This window comes from Roseateles sp., assembly GCF_039595295.1.
Taxonomy (GTDB): Bacteria; Pseudomonadota; Gammaproteobacteria; order Burkholderiales; family Burkholderiaceae_C; genus Roseateles.
In genome coordinates this window covers 1-23,479 of record NZ_JBCNLU010000050.1, presented here as the reverse complement: position 1 = coordinate 23,479, position 23,479 = coordinate 1, and the positions used below count along the sequence as shown (strand labels likewise).

Below are 23,479 nucleotides of genomic sequence, written 5' to 3'. Positions count from 1 at the left end.
GCGTCCGACTTCGGATGGGGGAGCAACTCGGGCGCGCTCAACGCGGGCATGGTGTTGCTGCATGCGGCGCGCATCGCGGCGGACGACCGGCCGTCTGGCGCTCAAGAACGCGCACCGGATCGCGCACGGGCCTATCGCGCCGCTGCACAGGCGCTGCTCGATGACGTCCTGGGGCGCAACCCGCTGGGGCAGTCCATGGTGACCGGCTTCGGGGCGCGCTCGCCGATGCATCCGCACCACCGGCCGTCCGCGGCCGACGGCATCGCCGCGCCCGTCCCCGGCTTCCTGGTCGGCGGCCCGAATCCCGGGCAGGAAGACCGCAAGGGTTGCCCGGTGCCCTATCCCTCCCGTCTTCCGGCGCTGTCCTACCTGGATCACTTCTGCAGCTACGCCAGCAACGAGGTCGCGATCAACTGGAACGCCCCGCTGGTCTTCGTGGCGGCGGAGCTGGGCGAGGACTGAGGCTGGCGCCGACGTGCCGACGCGCCGACGGACGGCATATCCACCTTCGCATCTCTTCGTTGGCACGGCGACCCGCATCGCCTACCGTGACGCCCGCTCGCCCCGGCCCGTCCCCTTCGAAGAGATCACCGTGCTCAAAGCCCTGTCCACTTCCGTCCTTGTCCTGCTGACCCTGCTGGCCCTGCTGATCCTGGGCGCGCTCACCGCCTGGCTGCTGCTGCGCGCGCCCGACCTGCCCGCCGAGCAACTCGAACGCGAGTCCGCCACCCCGCATGAACGCTATGTCGAGCTCCAGCCCGGCCTGCGCCTGCATTACCGCGACGAGGGTCCCTCGGACGCGCCGGTGCTGCTGCTCCTGCACGGCTACGGCGACTCCTACGCGACCTGGGAGGGCTGGGCGCCCGCCCTGCGCGAGCGCTGGCGCGTCATCAGCCTGGACCTGCCCGGCCACGGCCTGACCGCCGCGCCCGCCGGCTATGTCCTGGACTTCGACGCCTACACCCGGCTGGTCCAGGACTTCGCCACCAAGATCGGCGTGACGCGCTTCGCCGTCGCCGGCAATTCGATGGGCGGCGGCGTGGCGTGGAAACTCGCGGTGGCCGCGCCGCGCCGAATCACAGCGCTCGTGCTTGCGGCGGCCGCCGGCTGGCCCAGCGAAGGCGCGCCCAACGCGTCGCTGGCCTTCCGGCTGCTGCAGTACCGCTGGGGTCGCGACCTGCTCGCGAGCATCGACAACCGGCCGCTCATCAAGCAAGGCCTGAGCGCGCAGGTCCACGACAAGACCCTCATCACCGACGCCCTCATCGATCGCTGGGCCCGCTATCAGCGCTATCCGGGTCATCGCGACATCCTGATGTCCGCGTCACCGACCGCGCGCCGGCTCAGCGCCGAGGACGTCACCGCGCAGCTCGCCACGCTGCAAGTGCCGACGCTGATCCTGCATGGGGAGGTCGACCCGCTGATTCCCGTCGGGCACTCGCGCCGCTTCGCCACCGCCATTGCGGGCGCGAAGCTGATCGTCTATCCCGACGTCGGTCATCTGCCCCAGCGAGAGATCCCGGAGCGCTCGGCCAAGGATGTGGCCCAGTTCCTGGGATCACTCCACCAGTGAGGCGACGCCCGTCCTGACGGGCGCCTCGATCTGACGCCTTGCGGCCAGCGCCCGATCCAGATCCGGCGCCGCCGCGAGCAGGGCCTGCGTGTAGGCATGACGGGGCCCGGCGAAGACCTGCGCGGTGGCGCCCTCCTCCACAATGCGGCCGCGCTCCAGCACCAGCACGCGATCCGTCACGGCGCGCACCACCGCGAGGTCGTGGGTCACGAACAGCGTCGCGACGCCGCGCTCGCGGCACAGCCGCTCCAGCAGCGCCAGCACCTGCGCCCGCAGCGACACGTCCAGCGCGGACACGGCCTCGTCCAGCACCAGCAGATCCGGCTCCACCATCAGCGCCCGCGCAATCGCGATGCGCTGACGCTGTCCGCCGGAGAACTCGTGCGGGAAGCGCCGCAGTGCCGAGGCATCGAGTCCGACTTGCTCCAGCAGATCGACGGCCCGCGCGTGCGCGACCTGCGCATCGAGCGCCGGCCGCATCAGGTGCAAGGGCTCGGCGAGGATCCGATCGACGCGCCAGCGCGGATCGAAGCTGCCGTAGGGATCCTGGAAGACGATCTGCACGCGGCGCCGCAGCGCGGCCTCGGCACCGGTGAAGCGCTGGCCGGCCAATCGGATTTCGCCTGCGCTCGGACGCTGCAGCCCGAGCACCGTCCGCAGCAGCGTCGACTTGCCGCTGCCGGATTCGCCGACCAGGCCTACCCGCTCGCCGGGGAACACCTCCAGGCTGACACCATCGACAGCGCGCAGTGCGCGACCTCGCGCGAAGAAGCCGCGATCGGGCGCCGGGTACTCGCAGACGATGCCGCGCAAGGAGAGCAGCGGTGCGGCACCCGCCTCGCAATCTCCCGCCTCGCAATCGCCCGCGCCGGAGACGGCGGGCTCTCGTTCTCGTTCGCCTGACCTGGCCGTGACACGCGGCCGCACTGGCGCCGGCGCCAGGCGCGATCGCTCCACCAGCTCTCGCGTGTAGGGATGCGTCGGCGGATCCAGCAGCTCAAGCAGCGGCCCCTGCTCCTGCACCTCGCCCCGCCGCAGCACGACGAGGCGATCCGCCGTTTCGGCCACCACGCCCAGGTCGTGCGTGATCAGCAGCAGACCGCAGCCGTCCTCGCGCACCAGTCGCCGCAGCAGATCGAGGATCTGCGCCTGGCTGCGGACGTCGAGCGCGGTGGTCGGCTCGTCGGCGATCAGCAGACGCGGCCGGCAAGCGATGGCGATCGCAATGGCGATCCGCTGGCGTTGACCGCCGGACAGCTCATGCGGAAAGCGGCGGCCGTCGATGCCGGCCTCCGCCAGGCCGACGCGCGCGAGCAAACGGTCGACCTCGGCACGGCGCTCCGCCGCGCTGCCTCGGTCATGCAGCCGCAGCGCTTCCTCGATCTGCGCGCCGACGGGCATCAGCGGATTCAAGGCTGTCATCGGCTCCTGGAACACCAGGCCGACGCCGGCACCGCGAACGCGTTGCCATTCCGCCTCGCCGAGCTGCTCCAGCGCCAGTCCGCCCAGGTGCAGCTCGCCACGGCGTGAGAGCTCCGGCGGCAGCAGGCCCAACAGCGCCAACGCCGTCAGCGACTTGCCGGAGCCGGACTCGCCGACCAGGCCGACGATCTCGCCGGCGCGGACCTCCAGCTCAGGCAGCGAGAGCAGACGGCGGTCGCCGTGATGGATCTCGAGATCGCGCACCCGCAGCAGCGGGAACCCGGTGACGGAGGAAAGCTGCGCGGCAGTCATCGGCGGCGGTATCGACGGCTTCATGGGGCGGTTCGGTCGTCAGAGTGATCGTCGGTTCGGTCGTCAGATTGATCGACGGCGGGATCGGCGATTCATGGGAGGGTCGGCGTCTGGCGCGGATGCAGGAACTGGCGCAGTCCCTCGCCCAGGAGTTGGAAGGCCAGCGCGGACAGCGCCACCGCCAGACCCGGGAACAGCGCCAGCGAGGGCGCGATGGCCGTCAGCGTCTGCGCATCGGCCAGCATGCGGCCCCAGCTCGGCTGTGGCGGCTGGGTGCCCAGGCCCAGATAGGACAGGCCGGTCTCGGCCAGCAGGCCCAGCGCGAGCTGGATGCTCAGCTGCACCAGCAGCAGGCCGGCGAGGTTGGGCAGCAGGTGCTCGGCGGAGATGCGCAGCGCGCCCTTGCCGGAGACGCGGGCGGCCAACACGAACTCGCGTTGCCACAGCGGCAACGCGGCGCTGCGCGTGAGCCGCGCGAAGACCGGGATGTTGAACAGGCCGATCGCCAGGATGGCGTTGGGCGCGCCCGGACCCAGCGCCGTGCTGAGCAGCACCGCCAGCAGCAGCGACGGGAAGGCGAAGAGCAGATCGTTGCCGCGCATCAGCAGCTCGTCGACCCAGCCGCCGCGCGCGGCCGCCCACAAGCCCAGCGGCACGCCGATGCCGGCGCCGATCGCCACGGCCGCCAGCGCCACGCCCAGCGAGGTCGCTCCGCCGCGCATCAGCTGCGACAACAGGTCGCGGCCGAGCTGATCGGTGCCCAGCCAATGCGCGAGCGACGGCGCCTGCAAACGCGCCGGCAGATCGAGCGCCGCCGGGTCCCAGGGCGTCCACGCCAGCGACAGCAGCGCCAGCACGGTGAGCACCGCGCTCAGCGCAAGGCCGGCGAGCAGCTTGGGCGGCAGCGCCCTCGATGTGGCACGCCATGCCGCTACGGCCGGCGTATCCACTCCGGACGGCTCGGCCGGCTCGGCGTTGAAGGCGGCGCTCATGCTTGGCCTCCCGCGCGCGCCAAGCGGGGATCCGCCGCCCGCCCGCTCAGATCGACGATGAAGGACAGCAACACCACGGCGCTCACCAGCAGCAGCACCAGGCTCTGCACCAGCACCAGGTCGCGCTGCGCGACGGCCTGGAACAGCAGTCGGCCCAGGCCGGGCAGGAAGAAGACGTTCTCGATGATCACGGACCCCGCCAGCAAGAAGGACAGCTGCAAGCCCAGCAGCGTGAGCAGCGGCAGCGCCGCGTTCGGGAGCGCATGGCGCCAGAGCACGCGCCAGCGGCCGGCGCCCTTGGCACGGGCGGTGCGCAGGAAGTCCTCGCCGCCCAGGTCCAGCAGGCTGCCGCGCAGCACACGCGCCAGGATGGCCGCCTGCGGCAGCGCCAGGGCCAGCGCCGGCAGCGCGAGTCCCGCCAGCCCGGCCGGCAAGCCCTGACCCCAGCCTTGGAAGCCGCCGGCCGGCACCCAGCGCAGTCCGACTGCGAAGACCAGGCTCAGCAACAGGCCCAGCCAGAAGTTGGGCACGGCCAGACCCAGTTGGCTCAACTGATCGATCCAGCGGTCGAGGCGGCTGCCGGGCCGCCAGGCCGCGGCCAGTCCGGCGGGCGTGGCGATGACGATGGCGAGCAGCAGCGCATAGAGCGCCAGCGGCAGGCTGAGCGGCAAACGCTCCAGCAGCAGCCCGGACACGGGCACCTGATAGGTGGCGCTCTGGCCGAAGTCGCCATGCGGCAGGCCGGCGATCCAGTTCAGGTAGCGCCGGGGCCACGGCGCGTCGAGGCCGAGTTGCTGCCGCAGCTGCACGACCGCGGATTCATCCGCCTGCAGGCCCAGCACGTGCCGCGCCGGGTCTCCGGGCGCGAGCTGCACGAGCGCGAAGATCATGAAGCTCGCGAGCGACAGCGTGATCACCAGGCTCAGCGCCCGTGCGGCCAGCCACGAGGCGCTGCAACGCCGCGCGACCCAGACCAGCCAGGCCACGGCGAGCCCGGCGCCGATCGCGCCCAGCGCCAGGAAAGGCCAACGCGCCGGGGTGGCGCGGTCGGTACCCTGCCTCGGATCACGCGAGCGGACGGCCCCATCGGCACCAGCGACTCCCGCCTTCGCAGCACCCGCCGAATGAACCTTGGATGCCGCTCCGCCATCGCCATCGCTGAGGCCATCGTCAAAGTACACGCCTCCCAGCTCGATGTTGCCGACCCCACTGGTGGTCAGCCCGTGCAGGCCGGCCCGTCGCACCAGCAGGCGCGGGTACTGGAACAGGAAGCCGTTGGCGGCGTCCTCGCTGAGCCGCCGTTGCAGCGCCTGCAGCAGCTCGCGCTGCGCCGTCGGATCGGCGGTGGCGTCCAGCTGCTTGAGCAGCGCCTGATACGCTGGGCTGCGATAGCCGAAGTAGTAGCCCTCGCGGCCGTAGATGTCGAAGTCCTGCGCCTCGGCATGGACGATGACCGTGAGGTCGAAGTCGTGCCGCGTGTAGACCTGATCCAGCCACTGCGCCCATTCCAGGTTCTGGATCTCCACGCGCAGCCCGATCGCCGCGAGCTGCGCGGCCAGGATCTCGCCGCAGCGTCGCGCAAAGAAGGTCGGCGGCAGCTTCATCCGCAGCGGCGCCACATCGGCGGGCTTCACGCCGGCCTCGGCGAGCAGACGCCGCGCCAGCGCGGGGTCGTAGGCCGACGCCCCGGTCAGGTCCAGGTAGGCCGCGTTGCGCGGCGGGAAGTGGCTGCCGATGGGCTCGCCGTAGCCGAACATCGCGCCGTCGATCAGGGCCCTGCGGTCGATCGCATGCGAAATCGCGCGCCGCACCGCCAGCTGCGCCAGCAACGGCTGGCGATGGTTGAAGGCGAGCAGCGTCTCCCCCTCGCTGCTGCCGATCTCGACGGCGAAGCGGCGATCGGCGCGGAACTGCGCCAGGTTCTCCGGCGATGGGAAGTTGGGGAACAGGTCGATGTCGCCGGCCATCAACGCGGCATAGGCCGCCGTCGGGTCGGGAATGAAGCGGAAGCGCAGCCGCTCCAGCGGCGCCGGCGGGCCCCAGTAGGCGTCGTTGCGGCGCAGCAGCACGGAGTCGCCCCGACGCCAGCTGTCGAAGCGCCACGGGCCGGTGCCGACGGGCGCGGTGCGATTGGTGTCGGCGCTCCCGGGCGCGACCATCACCGCCGCGGCCGCCGCCAGCGCCACCGGCAAGCGGCCCGAGCGCTGCCGCAGCCGCAGCTCCAGCATCAGCGGCGCGATCACGTCGACGCGCTCGATCGCGCTCAGCGCCGTGCGCTGCGGGTTCGGCGAGTCCGGCGCCCTCGCCCGGTCCAGCGCGAACTTGGCGACCGCCGCATCGAAGGGCGTGCCGTCGTGGAAGCGCACGCCGGCGCGCAGCTGGAAGCGGTAGCGCAGGCCGTCGTCGAGCACCTCCCAGGCGCTCGCGAGCCCGGGCTTGGGCTGGCCGTCCTCGCCCAGCGTCAGCAGGCCCTCGAAGACGTTGCCGTAGACGAGCTCGCCGATCGGGGAGGCGGCGCCGGCCGTGGGGTCGAGGAGGGGCGGCTCCAGCTGCATGGCCACGCGCAGCTCGCGCGGGCTGTCATCGCCTCGCTCGGCCGCGCGCGCCGAGGAGGCACCGACCACGCTCATCAGAAAGGCCAGCAGCCACGCCAGCAGCAGGACCGCCAGCGGTAACGCGCGACCGCGTCCGGGCCGCGCTCTCTTGTACTCATCGGAGGTCATTCGGAATCCGGAAAGTGCAGACGCGCGCGGCGATCGGCCTCGTCGGCCAGCGACGGCAGCTCCAGCACGCGATACAGCGCGGCAAGCCGTCGATTGACCGGCACCTCGTCAGGATCGACGCGGCGGCGCGATTCCAGCGCCTGCTGCGCGTCGACCCATTGGCCGGCATGCGTCGCCGCGTCGACATGCAGCAGCGCGAAGAGATCCCGCTGCGCATGGCTGCCGCCGATGTGGACCAGTCCAGGCAAGGCCTGTCCCAGCGGCCGCCAAGCCCGCGCCGCCTCGCCACGGGCATGCGCGACCAGTCCCAGCGCCGCCGGCCAGACGACGTCCGACCAGACGCTGTCGGCCAAGGGCACGGGGCTCGGATCGGCGCTTGTCCCGGCGAAGGCTGCGGGCTGCGCGGCGGCGCTCACCTGCGCGCGCTCGCGAATCGCGATCAGCAGCGCATCGGCCTCGGGCCGTGACGCGCGCGCAAGGCCATAGAGATAGAGCAAGCTCAGGAAGGGCTCGACGGTATCAATGCCGCGCGCGGCGATGAAGCCGGCAAGCTCCCGCCAGCGATCGCCCACGTCGACACCGCACCACTCCAGCCGCGCCAGCAACTGCACCGCGCCGGCCTGGTCCTGCGAGTACGAGGTCGACACGCCCCACACCGCGCCGTCGTACAGCGCGAGCGCCTCCGCGTTCCGTCCCCGCGCGAGCAGGAACAGCGCCAGATGCCAGGCCAGATGCGTCGCCATGAACGAGTTCAGACCGATCCATCCCCCGCGCCAGCCTTCGAGCAGGCGGGTCCCCTCCTCGATCTGTCCGCGCGTGAGCAGCACATGCGCGAGCGCATGCTGCGCCCAGGGCTCGCGCTCATCGGGCGCCAGCGCGAGCGCGCCGCGCGCGGCCGCCTCGGCCTCGTCGAGCAGATGGCACTGCTCGTAGGCGAAGGCGGCCATGCCGAGGGCATGCGGGTTGTCCGCGTGGTCGGGCAGCACGCGCAGGATCGCCCGCAGCATCGCCGGCGAGTCGCCGCGGTTGAAGGCCAGGTACTGACGCAGCTTGACCAGCAGCAGCTCGCGCGAGCCCAGCGGGGAATGCTCGATGAGCGCGTCGATCGCCGCGTTCGTCGCGGCGATGTCGCCCTCGATCCAGCGCGCGAGCACACGGATCTGCGCCGCTTCGCGCTCGATCGCGGCCACCTCGTCCGCCTCCAGGCATTCGAAGGCATCGCTGGCCCGCGCATGCGCGCGCTGCGCCGCCTCGAGGAAGCGCCGCGCGCGCGGCGGCCCCTCGGGCGACTCCAGGAACATCCACAGCCAGCCCGCATAGACCTGCGCCATCACCGCGTCCGGGGCCGCTTGCGCGGCGGCCAGGATGCGCTCGGCGCGAGTCTCGTAGGCCAGCAGCCCGCCGACGAAGTCGTCGATGCCCGCCTGGGCGCGCGTGGAAGCGGCGCTCAGCGGATTGCCCAGTCCATCGGTCGACGCCATGGATCGCTCCGCAAGCTCCACGATCAGTAGTTGTAGCTCAGCGTCAGCGTGACCGTGCGCGGCGCGCCGGCCGCGGCGACGTTCAGGTCGTCCTTGGTGCTGGGCCGGTTGCCGAAGAAGTTGCGCGTCAGGTCGTATTGCTTGTCGAAGAGGTTCTGCACGCCCAGCTGCACTTGCCACGGCGAGTTCACCGGCGCGATCTCCACCCGCGCGTTGGCCAGCCAGTAGCTCGGGATGTCGTAGGTCTTGCCGCCGTCCACATTGAGCAGATTCAGCCAGGACGGGTACTTGGCGTGATAGCTGTAATCCGCCGCGACGCGCCAGTCCCAGCCCGCGCCGGTCCAGGCGTAGGCCACGTTGCCGCCATAGCTGAGCTTGGGCAGGAACTGGTCGTGACCGGAGAGGTCGCCCAGCAGCGGCGAGACGAAGCGGTCGAACTTCGCGCGCTTGTAGCCCAGCGACTGGCCGATGCTCAGACCCGCCAGCGGGCGCCATTGCAGCTCGACCTCGCCGCCGTCGACCTTGGACTTCTGGATGTTGATGATCTTGCCCACCAGCGCGCCGGTGGTCGTGGTCGTCACGTCCTGGAACTGCTGGTCGCGATAGTCGTAATGGAACAGCGCGGTGTTGAGGCGCAGGCTGCGGCTCAGGTCCGCCTTGTGGCCGACCTCGAAGGCCACGAGCTTCTCAGGCTCGAAGGGCGTCAGCGCCAGCGTGTTGAAGGTGTTGTGCGCGGTGATGCCGCCGGACTTCACGCCCCGGCTGATCGACGCATACAGCAGCTGCCCCGCCGTCGGCGTGTACTCCAGCCCCAGCTTGCCCGACGTATTGCTGCGCGACAGCGACTGCGACGCGCCGCTCGTGCCCAGTCCCGCGACGACGGGCGTGGTCGCTGTGCCGAAGTTGTCGACGCCGCGCTTCTCGCGTTCCTGGCGCAGGCCGGCCACGAGCTTGAGGCCGTCGCTCAGTTGCTGGTCGATCTGGCCGAAGACGGCCCAGGTGCGGCCGGTCTGGTCATAGGCGGTGCGGGTGATCAGGCCGTAGTCGCGGCGGAAGTCGGTGGTCCAGTCCTCCTTCAGCTTCTCGCGCGAGGCATAGATGCCGCCGACCCAGTTGAACGTGCCCTGCTTCTTGGAGGCGAGCCGCAGTTCCTGGCTGGTGATGCTGGCCTTGTCCTTCCAGAAGACGTCCGAGTGGTTGATCTCGGTGCCGTCCCAGTCGGCCAGCTCCTTGCGATTGAAGCGCTGATGCGCGGTGATGCTGGTCAGCTGCGCGGGGCCCAGGTCCCAGTTCAGCGTCAGCGCGACGTTGGTGGCACTGTTGTCCTTGTGCGGCTTGGCGCCGGGCGCCTCGCCGACCAGGCTGAGGAAGTCGCTGGCGAAGCCCCAGCCGGTGGCGCGGCGGTCGGTGTCCTTGGCAAAGCCGTAGGTCGGGCGCGCGGTGAAGAGGTAAAGCCCCTGCACGTCCGACTTGTCGATGTTGTGCGTCAGGCTGAGCTTGGCCGTCAGGTCGCGGGTGAGGTCCCATTCGAGCTGACCGCGCAGCGCGGTGATGTTCTTGTCGCCCAGCTTCTGGCCGGTGAGGCGATTGTGCTGCCAAGCGCCATCCTGCTCGGTCGCGACCGAGAGCCGCCCGCGCACGCCGTCCGCCAGCAAGCCCGACACGAAGCCTTGCGCCGTCTTCGCGCCGTAGGCGCCGATGCCGATGGCGCCGCCGAACTCAGTTTGCTTGGTCGGCGCCTTGGTCACGAAGTTGATCGCGCCGCCGGTGGTGTTCTTCCCGTAGGGCGTGCCCTGCGGACCGCGCAGGACCTCGACGCGCTCGAGGTCGAAGAGCAGGCCTTGGGTCTGCACCGGGAAGGCGAAAGAGACCTCGTCGACGTAGACGCCGACGGGCGAGGCGTTGTTGGTGCCGTAGTCCTGGAAGCCGATGCCGCGGATGCGGAACTGCGGCTGGCCGGAGCCGAAAGCGGGCTCGATCTCGAGGCTGGGGATCTCGTTCTGCAGCTTGTTGACGCTGGTGATGCCCTTGCTGCGCAGTTCGTCGCCGGAGATGACGCTCACCGCGACGCCGACGTCCTGCGCCGATTCGGCGCGGCGCTGGGCGGTGACCTCGACGCGGTCGAGGGTGGTCGACCGGGCGGCAACGCCTGACCCCGATGCGGACGCCGCCGGCGACGTCTGCGCGGCGGCCAGCGAGGCCGCCAATCCCAACACGGCCGCGGACACGGCCTTCAGTTCACCTCGCATACCCGATCCAGTTCCTTGTCGTTGTTGATCTGACATCGCGCCGGGCTGCCCTTCTCGATGAGGGCTGGCTCCGGAACGGCCAGCGGCGACTGTAGGAACGACGCGGGTCCGCGGCGACGAAGGAATCGGTTTATCGATATGCGGTTGGGGGAGCGCCCACCACCACCCCCGGCGTCAACAGCCGCTCCACCAGCTCCCTGACCGACGCGATCCCCGCCCCGAACGGCAGCACCCCCTTCCCCCGAAAGAACAGCCCCTTCTCCACCTCCCCGCGCAGCCCCGCCGCCAACCGCTGATCAATGCAGAACTGCCCCCACCCCTTGAGCCCATCCCTCAACCCGCACTGCGCCAGACAATCGAATGCCATCGTGCAGTGCTTCTTCACTTGCGCCGCCGACTGCAACCTCCCCTCCGCCCCCAGGTACTTCCTCAACCACGGCGTCAGCACCGCCCGCGCCGGCAACCCGGCCACGCTGGTGAACTCCACCAGATCCTCATCCCCGGCCTCCGCCAGCACCCGCTTGAACTCCGGATGCGCATCGCATTCATGCGTGGCGACGAAGGGCGTCCCCAACTGCACCGCATCCGCCCCCAGCGCCTGCAGTCGCTGAATGTCCTCGCACCGCCGCACCCCGCCCGCCGCGATCAGCGGCACCCTTCCCTCCATCCCCGCGTCCCGAATCCACTGCTGCACCGCCGGCAGCACCACGTCGAAATCGAATCTCCCGTCCCCCAGATCCGGGACTCTCGCCGCCCCCAGATGCCCGCCCGCATGTCCCGGGTGCTCGATCACGATCGCATCGGGCACGCGCTTGCGCCGTTCCCACTTCCTCCACAGCAGCGACACCCCTCGCGCATCCGACAGGATCGGAATCAACGCCGTCTTCGGATGCTCCGCCGCGAGCTCCGGCAGCTCCAGCGGCAACCCCGCGCCGACGACCAACGCGTCCACGCCCTGTTCCAGCGCCGTCTTCACCGAGGCCGCGTAATCGCTGACCGCGCGCATGATGTTGACCGCCAGCAGCCCGCTGTGCTTGCAAAGTTCGCGCGCCTTCTGGATCTCGCGTGCCAGCGCGGTCTGGTTGGCCTCGACGATCAGCGCCTTGCGCCGCTCCAGATCGCGCTCTCCAGCGCTGAGGGCCATCAGATCCGGGTGATGTCGACGCAGGTCGATGGACGACAGCGTCCCCACCGCGCCCAGCGCCGCGACACTGCCCGCCAGCCGATGCGCCGACACGCCCACGCCCATGCCGCCCTGGACGATGGGGAGCAGGCGCCTGCCGGCCAGCATCAGCGGTTGCAGGCGCGCGGCGCCGAGGCGGTCGAACAGGGAAGCAGTGATGGGCATGGCAATGCCGGAGCGGATCCGGTGAGCAGAGTCGAACGCGCGAATGTGCCCGCCGCCCCCCGCTCTGTCCTTGAACGAAATCAAAGCCGCGCCGCGCGCCCGACGTCGCGAACACGCCGCCTTGCGATGACACGCCCTGCGCACAAGGCGTCGCACGGCGTTTGACGGATTCGGACCGAGCTCGGTGAAGACCCGAAGGCGGGCTCGCAGAATGACCGGCAGCCGTTCCCTCGTCCCGCCCTCATGCCTGCCGCCTCGCTCCACCCCGACCTCGTCTCGCCGACCCGCGAGCGACGAGCGTCCCGGAAACCCGGCGCATTGATACACATTTCCGGGTGGCTTTCACCCACAATCGTCGCCAGCCGCGACGTGCCGGGTCTTGCCTCCCCCGCGACCCGCACTCCGCGCGCCGGTGGTCGGCCCGTCCCTCCGACCGCGCCCCGGCAGTTCGCAGTCCCAGGTCCTCTTGTCCCCGTCAACGGAGAGACAGAGCCGTGAAGGCAAGCCCAAGCGCCAGCCAGAGCACGAGTCCTGACCCCGGATCCTCCGGCGCGTCTCGCGCGTGCGCGTCCTGCGGCTCCCCCGACACCTTCGCCTCAGCGGACACGGCCGCGGCATCCGCTCCCGCCGGAACGCTTGACGCTCTGGGCGAACCGCCGCGTCATGGCGTCGCCGCGTTCGTGCAAGGCGCCTCGTCGCTGTTGTGGATCCCGCAAGCCGCGCTGCTGTCCTGGTCCGTGCAAGCGCTGACCGCTGGCGGTCGGCTGCGCTCGGTCCTGATGCCGGCCGCCCTGATCGTGCTGCTCAGCCTGCTGCGCGCCGTGCTCGAGGCTTGGGCGGCGCGCCGCGTCTTCGATCAGTCGCGCGACTTCCTGACCCGGCTGCGGCGCGCCACGGTCGATGCCCTCGCCCGCCGCTCCCCGCTGGATCGCGGCCGCGCGCCCTCCGGCCTGGCCGCCAGCGCGCTGGCCGAGCAGGCCGAGGCGGTCGTGCCGTGGCTGTCTCGCTACCGCGGCGCGCGGTGGCGCGTGTCGGTGGTACCGCCGCTGATCGCGCTCGCGGTGCTGAGCCAATCCTGGCTGGCCGCGCTGATCCTGGTCGTGGCGATGCCGCTGATCCCGCTGTTCATGGCGCTGATCGGCTGGCGCGCCAAGGCGGCCAGCGAGGCGCAGATGGTCGAGCTCGGCCAGATGAACGCCTTCCTGCTGGACCGGCTGCGCGGCCTGTCCACGATCCGTTCGCTGGATGCGGTCGACGCGACCGCGCTGCGGCTGCGCGCGTCCGCCGAGTCGCTGCGCGAGCGCAGCATGCGTGTGCTGCGCATCGCTTTCCTGTCCTCGGCGGCGCTGGAGCTGTTCTCGGCGCTGGCGGTGGCCTTCGTGGCCGTGTACGTCGGCTTCCATCTGCTGGGCACCTTCCATGCGGGCACCTGGTCCGGGCCGCTGAGCCTCGGCCAGGGCCTGTTCATCCTGATGCTCGCGCCGGCGTTCTTCGAGCCCATGCGGGAGCTCGCCGCCGTCTGGCACGACAAGGCCGCCGGCGAGGCGGCGCTGACGTTACTCGACCAGCTTCGGACCGCGGGATCGCCCTTGCCTGACGCGCTGGACGAGCCGGCCTCTCATGCGTCGAATCGGACCGGCCATGCGATCGCGGTCACGCTCCGAGGCCTGCGCTTCGCGCATGCGGGCGAGGCCGAGCTGTTCGGCGATCGCGGGCTGGATCTCGACATCCGGGCCGGCGAACGCGTCGCGCTCACAGGCCCCAGCGGCTCGGGCAAGAGCAGCTTGCTGGCGCTGATCGCCGGGCTGACCGTACCGTCCGCTGGCACGCTGCGACTCATCGATGAGGTCGACGGCCATGGCCGCATCGCCTGGATCGGCCAGCATCCGCATGTCTTCGCGGGATCGGTGCTGCGCAACGTGACGCTGGATCGTCCCGGCGCGACGCGGACCGATGCCGGTGACGCCATCGCTTTCGCCGAGCTCGACGAGGTGCTCAACGCCTCGCTCGACAGCCCGCTGGGCGAGCGCGGCGCCGGTCTGTCCGGCGGCGAGCAGGTTCGACTGGCCCTGGCGCGAGCCGCGATCGCGGGCGACGCCGGCCTGGTGCTCGCCGACGAACCCACCGCCCACCTGGACCCCGACACCGCCGAGCGTGTCACCGATGCGCTGCTGCGCCTGGCGCGTGGCCGCACGCTGATCGTCGCCACGCATGACGCCGCGCTGATCGCGCGGCTCGATCGCGTCATCGCACTGGGGTCGAGCTCGGGTCGCAACTCGACGTCGGAGGCGGCCTCGTACGCGGATCCAGATGCAGATACGGATGCAGATACGGATGCAGATACGGATGCAGATACGGATGCGGATACGGGGCTTATCCCGGACGCGAGCGCGGCGGCATCGGCGCGCCCTTCGCAGAGGAGCGTCGCATGACGCGCCTTCGCCGCCGCGCGCGCCTCCATCACGGCTCCCGCCGCGCCCGTGGTGCGCATCGGGCCGTGCTCCGCGCCTTCCTGCGCGGCGCGGGAGGCCGGCTCGCGCTGGGCGCTGTGCTGGCCTTGCTGTCGACGCTGGCAGGCATTGCGCTGCTCGGGCTGTCGGGCTGGTTCATCACCGCCGCAGGGCTGGCAGGCCTCACCGCCGGCGCCGGGGCATTCAACGTCTTCCTCCCCAGCGCCGGCATCCGACTGCTCGCGCTGGGCCGCACCGCGTCGCGCTATGCCGAACGCGTCGTCACCCACGACGCGACCCTCGCCGTGCTGGCCTCGCTGCGTGAACGGCTGTTCCGCGCCTGGGCCCGGCCCGGCGCCGCGCGCCAGCTGCTGCGTCGACCGGGCCGCCTGCTCTTCCGCCTCACCGCCGATCTCGACGCGCTGGAGTCGCTCTACCTGCGCGTCGCCGTTCCGGTGATCGCCGCGATCGGCACCGCGCTGCTGGCCGGCGTTCTGCTCGGCGCGCTGGATGCGCGGCTGGGACTGGCGATCGCCGGCTGGCTGCTGCTGGTTGGCCTCACCGTGACACTGGCCACCGCCCGCCGCGCGCGGCCGCTCGCGCTGCACCGCGCCGTCGCGCTCGAGCGCTTGCGTGAGCGCACCATCGACCTCGTCGCCGGGCAGACCGACCTCGCCATGGCCGGCCGCCTGCGCGCCCAGCGCGACGCGGTGATGGCCGCCGATGCGCGGCTTGCGCGCGCCGATCGGGCCTTGCATCGCCTGGAGACGAGTACTGGCGGCGTCTTCACCGTCGCGGGCGGCCTCACGCTGTCGGCCGTGCTGCTCGCCGTCGCGGCGCTGATGGAACAGCGGCTGATCGATGCCCCCGCCGCGGCGCTCGCGCTGCTGGTCGCGCTCGCCTCGATGGAGCCCTTCGCCGCGCTGCGGCGGGGCGCGGTCGAAGCCGGCCGCAGCGCACTCGCCGCGCGGCGCCTGGGGTCCCGAATCGCGAACCATCATGCCGAGTCCCATGACACGCCCATCCCGGCGCTGCGCCCGCTGCCCGGCCTCGCCGTCTCGCTGCGCGGTCTCAGCGCCGCGCACGTCGGCGCCGCGCGGCCCGCGCTGCATGCCATGGACCTGCGCATTGCCGAAGGGGAACGCGTCGCCCTCATCGGGCCCAGCGGGGCTGGCAAGTCGACGCTGATGGCGCTGATCGCGGGCGAGCTCGCGCCCGCGTCGGGCCTGGTCCGTGCGCTGCCCGGCAGCTGGATGACTCAGCGCGTGGAGCTCTTCCAGGACTCGCTCGCCGACAACCTGCGGCTGGCCGCGCCGGATGCCGATGAGAACCAGCTCTGGCTCGCCCTCGCCGCCGCAGGCCTCGCCCACGACGTCCAGCGGCTGACCCAGCGGCTCGACACGCCCTTGGGCGAAGGCGGTCTGGGCCTGTCCGGCGGTCAGGCGCGTCGCCTGTCGCTCGCACGCCTGCTGCTGCGCCCGACGCCGCTGTGGCTGCTGGACGAACCCACCGAGGCCCTTGACGCCGACACCGCCCGCGACGTGCTGCACCGCCTGCGCGATCAGGCCACCGGCCGCACGCTGCTGATCGCCACTCACCTGCGACGCGAGGCCGAGCTGGCCGACCGCCTGCTGATGCTCGACGAGGGCCGGCTGATCGCCGATCTGCGTCGCGGCACACCGGCCTTCGATCGCGCGTTGCGCTCGCTGCGCGCCGATCGACCACCCCCGCGGCTTGCGCCGCGGCTCTCCCCGCTCCCGACGCCGCCCGACGCTTCGGGCATGACCTGACCCCAAAACGATCCGCCAGGAGGAACCCCGCCATGGACCTCGACATCGTCGGCCTGTCGCGACTTCAGTTCGCGATGACTGCGCTGTACCACTTCCTGTTCGTGCCGCTCACGCTCGGACTCTCGATCCTGCTCGCCATCATGGAGACGGTCTACGTGATGACCGGCCGCCCCATCTGGCGCGAGATGACCAAGTTCTGGGGCGTGCTGTTCGGCATCAACTTCGCCATCGGCGTCTCCACCGGCCTGGTCATGGAGTTCCAGTTCGGCATGAACTGGAGCTACTACAGCCACTATGTCGGAGACATCTTCGGCGCGCCGCTCGCCATCGAGGGCCTGATGGCCTTCTTCCTGGAGGCGACCTTCGTCGGCATGTTCTTCTTCGGCTGGGAACGCATGTCGCGCCGCGCGCATTGCATCGTCACCTGGCTGACCGCGCTGGGCACCAACTTCTCGGCGCTCTGGATCCTGATCGCCAACGGCTGGATGCAGAACCCCATCGGCGCCAAGCTGAATCCGCAGACCATGCGGATGGAAGTCACCAACTTCGCCGAGGTCGTCTTCAACCCCGTCGCACAGGCCAAGTTCGTGCACACCGTGTCGGCCGGCTACGTCGTGGCCTCGCTGTTCGTGCTGGGCGTGTCGGCCTGGTACCTGCTCAAGGGCCGGCACATCGAGCTGGCCAAGCGCTCGCTGACGGTGGCCGCGGCCTTCGGGCTGGCGTCCTCGCTGTCCGTCGTCGTGCTGGGTGACGAGAGCGGTTATCTGTCCTCCGAGCATCAGAAGATGAAGCTCGCCGCGATCGAGGCGATGTGGCACACCGAGCCCGCGCCCGCCTCCTTCACCGCCTTCGGCTTCCCCGACCAGGAAGCGCGCGAGACCCATTACGCGGTGCACATTCCCTGGGTCATGGGCCTGATCGGCACCCGCTCGCTGACCGAGCAGATCCCCGGCATCCTGGATCTGGTCAAGCGCGCCGAGCAGCGCATCCGCGAGGGCCAGAGCGCCTACGACCTGCTCGAGAAAATCCGCGCGCTGCCGCCCGGCACGCCCGTGCCCGCGGAGCTCTCCAAGGCTTTCGACGCGCAGAGCCCCACGCTGGGCTACGCGCTGCTGCTCAAGCGCTACGTCGACGATCCGCGCCAGGCCACCGACGCGCAGATCCAGAAGGCCGCCTGGGACACGGTGCCGCAGGTCGCGCCGCTGTACTGGTCCTTCCGCATCATGGTCGGGCTGGGGCTGTTCTTCATCCTGCTGACGGCGACCTTCTTCGTGCTCTCGGCGCGGCGCACGCTGGACAAGCACCGCTGGCTGCTCAAGGTGGCGGTGTGGTCCATCCCGCTGCCCTGGATCGCCGCCGAATGCGGCTGGATCGTGGCCGAGCTGGGTCGACAGCCCTGGGCCGTCGAGGGCGTGCTGCCCACGGCGGTGGCGGTGTCCAACCTGGGCATCGAGTCGGTGCTGTTCACGCTGCTGGGCTTCGTCGCGCTGTACACGGTGCTGATCGTGGTGGAGATGAAGCTGATGCTCAACGCGATCCGCAAGGGCCCGCAGCCCGACACGCCCCGCCCCGCGGGCGCCGACGTGCCGCTGGTCGGCAAGGTGCATTCCGCATGACCCGGTTTGCTCATCCCTCACGCAACCTGAGGAGCGACTCATGATTCTTCACACGCTCTTGGACTACGACGTCCTGCGCGTCATCTGGTGGCTGCTGCTCGGCGTGCTGCTGATCGGCTTCGCCGTCACCGACGGCTTCGACCTGGGCGTGGGCACGCTGCTGCCCTTCGTCGCCCGGGAGGACGTGGAACGCCGCGTCGTCATCAACACCATCGGCCCGATCTGGGAAGGCAACCAGGTCTGGCTGGTGCTGGGCGGCGGCGCGATCTTCGCCGCCTGGCCGCACATCTACGCGATGTCCTTCTCGGGCTTCTACCTGGCGATGTTCGCGGCGCTCTTCGCGCTGATCCTGCGACCGGTGGGCTTCAAGTACCGTAGCAAGAAGGACAGCCCGGCGTGGCGCGCAACCTGGGACTGGTGCCTGTTCATCGGGGGGGTCGTCCCCTCGCTGATCTTCGGCGTCGCGATGGGGAACGTGCTCCAGGGCGTTCCCTTCCACTTCACGCCGGACATGCGGATGATTTATGAGGGCTCGTTCTTCGGCCTGCTGAATCCCTTCGCGCTGCTGTGCGGGCTGGTGTCGGTGGCCATGCTGGTGATGCACGGCGGCGCCTGGTTGACACTCCGGACCGACGGCGCCGTCTCGGATCGCGCGCGCGGCGCGGCCAGCATCGCCGCGATCGCGACCATCGCCCTGTACGCCCTGGCGGGCCTGCTGATCTGGAAGATGGTCGGCGGCTACGCGTGGACCAGCCCGCTCCCGTCCAACGGTCCGTCCAATCCGCTGACGAAGACGGTGCAATCAGGCATCGCCGCCGGCTGGCTGAGCAACTACGCCGCCCACCCCTGGACCATCGCGGCGCCGGTACTGGGCTTCGCCGGCACGCTGCTGGCACTGGTCGGTCTGCGCGCGCGCTGGGAAGGCGTGACGGTGATCTTCAGCGGACTGGGCATCGCCGGGATCATCCTGAGCGTGGGCGCGTCGATGTTCCCCTTCATCGTTCCGTCGTCGACCCATCCGGCCTCGGCGCTGACCGTGTGGGACGCCTCGTCCAGCCACTTGACACTGTTCATCATGTTGGTCTGCGCGGTCATCTTCGTCCCGCTGATCCTGGCCTACACGGCCTGGGTGTACAGCGTCATCTGGGGCAAGGTTCGCCCCCGCGACATCACCCACGGCGACCATGCGTATTGAACGCGGCGGCCCGACCGGTCACTCCATGCATCGCGCGCAACGGGATTCTCGTTCCCCGTCAACGACTTGAAAGGAAGAGCTCATGTGGTACTTCGCCTGGCTTCTGGGCCTGCCGCTGGCGGCGGGTTTCGCGGTGCTGAACGCGATGTGGTTCGAACTGATGGACGACGAGGCGCAGAAGCAACGCGTACGGCAAGGCGGACGCGGTTGAGCGTTCGTGCGGCATCGCACGCCGGCCTCTGAAGAATCCCCCGAATCGGCGGTCGGACACCGCCTCGCGCGATTGCGGGCGGGCGGTCACCGGTCTAGCATGGGTCGCTCCAGCCTTCTCCAGGAGCAGTCCCATGCTTGAAGTGATCGGCGCAATTCTGGTCGGCGCGTTCGCCCTGACCTTCGGGGTCCTGTGCATCGGCCCCATGATGTTGAAGTCCGAGGACTGAAAGCCCTCTCGGGCACAGGGCTTGCCGTCAAGGCAGGCCATGCAACTGACCGTCCTCACCGTCAATCTCCACAAGGGCTTCGGCTTCTTCAACCGGCGTTTCATCCTGCACGAGTTGCGGGAAGCGGTCCGGGCCGTGTCCGCCGACGTGGTCTTCCTGCAGGAAGTCCTGGGCGAGCACGAACTGCACGCGGCGCGCGTGCCGACCTGGCCGCAGACGCCCCATTACGAGTTCCTCGCGGACAGCCTCTGGTCCGACTTCGCGTATGGCCGCAACGCGGTCTATCCGCAGGGCCATCACGGCAACGCGCTGCTGTCCAAGTTCGCGATCACCCATCACCGCAATCACGACGTCTCGGTCGAAGGGCCTGAGCGCCGCGGTCTGCTGCACAGCGTGCTGCGCCTGGCCGATGGTCGTGAGCTGCACGCCATCTGCGTCCACCTGGGGCTGCGCGAGTCCCACCGCCAGCGCCAGGTCGAGCGCCTGTGCGAGCTGATCAACGGCTTGCCCGAGGACGCCCCGGTCATCGTCGCCGGCGACTTCAACGACTGGCGTCAGCGCGCGCACCGGATGCTGAGCCGCTGTGCGGGTCTGGAGGAGGTCTTCGTCCAATCGCGCGGCGCGGCGGCGCGGACCTTCCCGGCGCGCTGGCCGCTGCTGGCGCTGGATCGCATCTACGTGCGCGGCGCGACGGTGCGCACGCCCATCGTGCTGCCGCGCCGGCCGTGGTCGCACCTGTCCGACCACGCGCCGCTGGCGGCGGAGATCCGGCTATGAAGCGCCCCCAGTGGACCGCCGGCAACCGCATCGAGCTGCTGGAGAACGGTGAGGAGTTCTTCCCCGCCGTGTTCTCCGCGATCGAGGCCGCGCGTGACGAGGTCCTGATCGAGACCTTCATCCTCTTCGAGGACAAGGTGGGGCTCGCGCTGCGGGACGTGCTCATCGATGCGGCGCGTCGCGGCGTGCGGGTGGACATCACGGTGGACGGCTTCGGATCGCCGGAGCTGTCGGAGGTTTTCGTGCGCGGGCTCACCGATGCGGGCGTGCGGCTGCACGTCTTCGATCCTCCGCCCAAGCTGTCGCGACGACTGCGGCCCTTCCGGCGGCTGCATCGCAAGATCGCGGTGATCGACGGCAGCATCGGCTTCATCGGCGGCATCAACTTCTCCGCCGACCACCTGCTGGACTTCGGTCCCGAGGCCAAGCAGGACTACGCGGTGCGCGTGCGCGGTCCGGCGGTGGCGCAGCTGCGTCGCACGGCGCAGTCGTTGACGGCACCCGTCGACGGCGCCTGGCATCGATGGCGGCATCGTGACGAGGGGAAGCCGACGCCCACGTCGATGCACCCCACGCCAGGCCACGCGAAGGCGGTCGTCGTCACGCGAGACAACCACAAGCATCGCGACGACATCGAGCGCATGTACCGCCTCGCGCTGCATGCGGCGCAGCGCGAGGTGATCATCGCCAACGCCTACTTTTTCCCTGGTTTCCTCCTGTTGCGCAGCATGCAGCGCGCGGCGAAGCGGGGCGTGGCGGTGCACCTGGTGCTGCAAGGTCAGCCCGACATCCCCTGGGCGCGTTGGGCGGCGAGCATGGTCTACGGCCAGCTGATGCGCGCGGGCGTGCACATCCACGAGTACTGCGATCGGCCGATGCACAGCAAGGTCGCGCTGGTCGACGAGGCCTGGGCGACGGTGGGATCGAGCAACCTCGATCCGCTGAGCCTGTCGCTGAACCTGGAGGCCAACCTGATCATCGAGGACCGCGAGTTCAACGCCGCGCTGCGCGACAAACTTCTTCCGTTGATGCGCGACAGCTGCAAGCGGCTGCGCGTCGAGGACACGGCGGTCAAGCGCTGGTGGTGGCGCTTGGGCGTGGGCGCGCTGGTCTTCCACGTGATGCGGCATTTCCCGCGCTGGCTGGCGCGCTTGCCGGTGCAGACGCAGCGTGTGCAACCGGCGGCGGAGACGCCGGTGGTGGTGGCCGCGCCGTCGACCGAACCGGCGCAGGCTTGGCAATGGCACGGCACGCGACGCTTGGGCGGGGAAGCGCTCGAGTGAGCCCGGACGCGGCCGCACGCCGCCGACGCCGTGGGCGCTGGCTGGGCGCGGTCTTTGGCGTCGCCATCGTCGCGCTGCTGCTGTGGGCCGCGACCCATGTGGACTGGGACCAGGTCGGTGACGCGTTGCGGCAGCTGCCGGCCAGGGTGCTGCTGGCCGCGGCGGGGCTCTGCGCGCTCAGCCATCTGATCTACAGCGGCTACGACCTGATCGGCAAGTACTGGGCGCATCACACGGTGCCGACGCGGCGGGTGATGCTCATCACCTTCATCAGCTACGCCTTCAATCTGAATCTCGGATCGCTGGTTGGAGCGATCGCGATGCGGCTGCGGCTGTACGCACGCGAGGGCCTCAAGCAGCCGATTCCGACGCAGGTCCTGGGCCTGAGCCTGGCGACCAACTGGCTGGGGTACGGCGTGCTCGCGGGCGGGCTGCTGATGGCGGGCCGGCTGGCGCCACCGCCGGAATGGCCGATCGGCGCGGTGGCGCTGCGCGGCGTCGGCGCCTTGATGTGGGTCGCGGTCATCGGCTACGTGGCGACCTGCGCCTTTGCGCAGGGCCGCAGCTTCAGCGTGCGGGGACATGACGTCGTCGTGCCGGGGCCGCGCATTGCGCTGATGCAGATCGTGATCTCGGCGGCCAACTGGATGGCGATGGGCGCCATCGTGTGGGTGCTGCTGCGACAGGGCGTGCCGTACGCGGAGGTGCTCGCGGTGCTGCTCGCCGCCGCGGTGGCGGGCGCGGTCACGCATGTGCCGGCGGGACTCGGCGTCCTGGAGGGCGTCTTCGTCGCGCTGCTCGGACCGAGCTTGGGACACGGCCAGGTGCTGGCGGCCCTGATCGCGTACCGCGCGCTGTACTACATCGGACCGCTGCTCCTCGCGTCGGGCGCGTACTTCGTCCTAGAGGCGCGGGCAAGACGCTGACGCGCTGAAAGACTCCCTCTCCCACACAACGATGACGCGTGGGTTAACTCCCTCTCCCGCTTGCGAGCGTGGGCGATGGATGACTCCCTCTCCCGCGTGCGGGAGAGGGCGGGGGAGAGGGTCTTCCGGTCGCCCCTTTACCCCAACCCGACGAAGCCCTCACCCGCCGCCCCGCGCCAACAACCCCGTCACCCACGGCGCCACCAGATCCCGCAGCAGCAGCCCCAGACTGCCCATCACGCCGATGGCGACCATGGCCAGCGCCAGCCGCGTGATCAGACGGCGATGCCGCGTGCGCACGATGAAGGACAAGCTGAACGCCAGGCTGGTCATCGACGCCAGCACCGCGCCATTCCCCGCCACGTCAAACCCGATCGCGCCCTGCCCCGCCATGCTGGCCGCCGCGGCCACCGCGCTGGCGCTGGACAGCAGGCCGCCGATCACGGTGACCAGGTAGAAGCCGCCCTCACCGAACTCCCGCTGCATCAGCCGACCGACGATGTGCAGCGCCAGGAACAGCAGCCCGTAGCGCAACGCCACCGGCAGCGAGAACGGCAGCTCCAGATCGATGTCCGAGGTGTCCTCGGCCGCGATGCCGCGTCGCACCAGCAGGCTCAGCAGGACGAAGCCGGCCGCGCCCAGCACCATCAGCGCGAAGGCGGCGGCCGCGTTCACGAAAGCCAGCGGCGCGAGGATCAGCAGCAGGGTCGCGTTGCGCATCACCATCGCCGCCACGGCGACCAGCACCGCGCGATAGGCGCCCTCGGCGAATCGGCCCTGCGTTTCCTTCACGCGCGCGGCCATCTCGACCACGGTGAAGTTGCTGTTGACCAGGCCGCCGAAGAAGGCCGACAGCTCCGAGCCCTTGGAGCCATACAGCTTCCACAGGATGTAGTTCACGA

General features: G+C 70.4%; 17 protein-coding genes. 10 read left to right on the top strand and 7 right to left on the bottom strand.

The window, feature by feature from the left end:
- The coding region (locus tag ABDW59_RS22410; protein ID WP_343633311.1) for a glycoside hydrolase family 9 protein at nt 1-462 on the top strand (462 nt) is incomplete at its 5' end.
- A gap of 130 nt (nt 463-592) precedes the next feature.
- Entirely contained in the window at nt 593-1,573 is a 981-nt protein-coding gene (locus tag ABDW59_RS22405) for an alpha/beta fold hydrolase (protein ID WP_343633309.1), read from the top strand.
- Here the strand turns inward: ABDW59_RS22405 and ABDW59_RS22400 are convergent.
- The 6 genes from ABDW59_RS22400 to ABDW59_RS22375 all read right to left on the bottom strand — a co-directional run bounded on the left by ABDW59_RS22400 (nt 1,559) and on the right by ABDW59_RS22375 (nt 12,100).
- Nucleotides 1,559-3,331, bottom strand: a complete 1,773-nt coding sequence (locus tag ABDW59_RS22400; protein WP_343633307.1) for an ABC transporter ATP-binding protein — start codon at nt 3,329-3,331, stop codon at nt 1,559-1,561. The two genes, ABDW59_RS22405 and ABDW59_RS22400, sit on opposite strands and share 15 nt — an antisense overlap.
- A gap of 68 nt (nt 3,332-3,399) precedes the next feature.
- A complete protein-coding gene (locus tag ABDW59_RS22395) occupies nt 3,400-4,299 on the bottom strand; it encodes an ABC transporter permease (protein ID WP_343633305.1) in 900 nt (299 codons plus the stop codon).
- A complete protein-coding gene (locus ABDW59_RS22390) occupies nt 4,296-7,022 on the bottom strand; it encodes an ABC transporter substrate-binding protein (protein WP_343633303.1) in 2,727 nt (908 codons plus the stop codon). The genes ABDW59_RS22395 and ABDW59_RS22390 overlap by 4 nt, the downstream gene beginning before the upstream one ends.
- Complete coding sequence (locus ABDW59_RS22385) at nt 7,019-8,503, bottom strand: tetratricopeptide repeat protein (RefSeq protein ID WP_343633301.1); 1,485 nt, start codon at nt 8,501-8,503, stop codon at nt 7,019-7,021. The genes ABDW59_RS22390 and ABDW59_RS22385 overlap by 4 nt, the downstream gene beginning before the upstream one ends.
- A gap of 23 nt (nt 8,504-8,526) precedes the next feature.
- Nucleotides 8,527-10,752 (bottom strand): TonB-dependent receptor, encoded by a 2,226-nt coding sequence (locus ABDW59_RS22380; protein ID WP_343633299.1) that lies wholly within the window; start codon nt 10,750-10,752, stop codon nt 8,527-8,529.
- 130 nt (nt 10,753-10,882) lie between these two features.
- Nucleotides 10,883-12,100, bottom strand: a complete 1,218-nt coding sequence (locus ABDW59_RS22375) for a nitronate monooxygenase family protein (RefSeq protein ID WP_343633297.1) — start codon at nt 12,098-12,100, stop codon at nt 10,883-10,885.
- 680 nt (nt 12,101-12,780) lie between these two features.
- On the opposite strand from ABDW59_RS22375, the gene cydD reads away from it, so the two are divergent.
- The 8 genes from cydD to ABDW59_RS22335 all read left to right on the top strand — a co-directional run bounded on the left by cydD (nt 12,781) and on the right by ABDW59_RS22335 (nt 22,577).
- On the top strand, nt 12,781-14,532 hold the full coding sequence (gene cydD / locus ABDW59_RS22370) for a thiol reductant ABC exporter subunit CydD (protein ID WP_343633295.1): 1,752 nt from the start codon (nt 12,781-12,783) through the stop codon (nt 14,530-14,532).
- The gene (locus ABDW59_RS22365) at nt 14,529-16,340 is read left to right on the top strand and encodes an ATP-binding cassette domain-containing protein (protein WP_343633293.1); all 1,812 of its coding nucleotides are present in this window, start codon (nt 14,529-14,531) and stop codon (nt 16,338-16,340) included. The genes cydD and ABDW59_RS22365 overlap by 4 nt, the downstream gene beginning before the upstream one ends.
- Before the next feature lie 32 nt (nt 16,341-16,372).
- Complete coding sequence (locus ABDW59_RS22360; RefSeq protein WP_343633291.1) at nt 16,373-17,956, top strand: cytochrome ubiquinol oxidase subunit I; 1,584 nt, start codon at nt 16,373-16,375, stop codon at nt 17,954-17,956.
- Between the two features lie 40 nt (nt 17,957-17,996).
- Nucleotides 17,997-19,151: a cytochrome d ubiquinol oxidase subunit II gene (gene cydB, locus ABDW59_RS22355; RefSeq protein ID WP_343633289.1), complete on the top strand. Its 1,155-nt coding sequence runs from the start codon at nt 17,997-17,999 to the stop codon at nt 19,149-19,151.
- 82 nt (nt 19,152-19,233) lie between these two features.
- The gene (gene cydX / locus ABDW59_RS22350) at nt 19,234-19,362 is read left to right on the top strand and encodes a cytochrome bd-I oxidase subunit CydX (RefSeq protein ID WP_343633287.1); all 129 of its coding nucleotides are present in this window, start codon (nt 19,234-19,236) and stop codon (nt 19,360-19,362) included.
- Nucleotides 19,363-19,630: 268 nt separating this feature from the next.
- Nucleotides 19,631-20,368, top strand: coding sequence for an endonuclease/exonuclease/phosphatase family protein (locus ABDW59_RS22345; protein WP_343633285.1), 738 nt, complete (start codon nt 19,631-19,633; stop codon nt 20,366-20,368).
- Nucleotides 20,365-21,651, top strand: a complete 1,287-nt coding sequence (clsB, locus tag ABDW59_RS22340) for a cardiolipin synthase ClsB (protein ID WP_343633283.1) — start codon at nt 20,365-20,367, stop codon at nt 21,649-21,651. Before ABDW59_RS22345 ends, clsB begins: the two co-directional genes overlap by 4 nt.
- Entirely contained in the window at nt 21,648-22,577 is a 930-nt protein-coding gene (locus tag ABDW59_RS22335; protein ID WP_343633281.1) for a lysylphosphatidylglycerol synthase domain-containing protein, read from the top strand. The genes clsB and ABDW59_RS22335 overlap by 4 nt, the downstream gene beginning before the upstream one ends.
- A gap of 159 nt (nt 22,578-22,736) precedes the next feature.
- Here ABDW59_RS22335 and ABDW59_RS22330 read toward each other — a convergent pair.
- Nucleotides 22,737-23,479, bottom strand: a 743-nt coding sequence (locus ABDW59_RS22330; RefSeq protein WP_343633279.1) for a DUF4010 domain-containing protein, incomplete at its 5' end; no start/stop codon positions are given.

Excerpts from the sequence above, each read along its gene's own strand:
- clsB (WP_343633283.1), top strand. The coding sequence starts at position 20,365 with ATGAAGCGCCCCCAGTGGACCGCCGGCAACCGCATCGAGCTGCTGGAG.
- ABDW59_RS22400 (WP_343633307.1), bottom strand. The coding sequence starts at position 3,331 with ATGAAGCCGTCGATACCGCCGCCGATGACTGCCGCGCAGCTTTCCTCC.
- ABDW59_RS22380 (WP_343633299.1), bottom strand. The coding sequence starts at position 10,752 with ATGCGAGGTGAACTGAAGGCCGTGTCCGCGGCCGTGTTGGGATTGGCG.
- ABDW59_RS22365 (WP_343633293.1), top strand. The coding sequence starts at position 14,529 with ATGACGCGCCTTCGCCGCCGCGCGCGCCTCCATCACGGCTCCCGCCGC.
- cydX (WP_343633287.1), top strand. The coding sequence starts at position 19,234 with ATGTGGTACTTCGCCTGGCTTCTGGGCCTGCCGCTGGCGGCGGGTTTC.
- ABDW59_RS22360 (WP_343633291.1), top strand. The coding sequence starts at position 16,373 with ATGGACCTCGACATCGTCGGCCTGTCGCGACTTCAGTTCGCGATGACT.
- ABDW59_RS22345 (WP_343633285.1), top strand. The coding sequence starts at position 19,631 with ATGCAACTGACCGTCCTCACCGTCAATCTCCACAAGGGCTTCGGCTTC.
- cydB (WP_343633289.1), top strand. The coding sequence starts at position 17,997 with ATGATTCTTCACACGCTCTTGGACTACGACGTCCTGCGCGTCATCTGG.
- ABDW59_RS22395 (WP_343633305.1), bottom strand. The coding sequence starts at position 4,299 with ATGAGCGCCGCCTTCAACGCCGAGCCGGCCGAGCCGTCCGGAGTGGAT.
- ABDW59_RS22385 (WP_343633301.1), bottom strand. The coding sequence starts at position 8,503 with ATGGCGTCGACCGATGGACTGGGCAATCCGCTGAGCGCCGCTTCCACG.
- ABDW59_RS22375 (WP_343633297.1), bottom strand. The coding sequence starts at position 12,100 with ATGCCCATCACTGCTTCCCTGTTCGACCGCCTCGGCGCCGCGCGCCTG.
- ABDW59_RS22390 (WP_343633303.1), bottom strand. The coding sequence starts at position 7,022 with ATGACCTCCGATGAGTACAAGAGAGCGCGGCCCGGACGCGGTCGCGCG.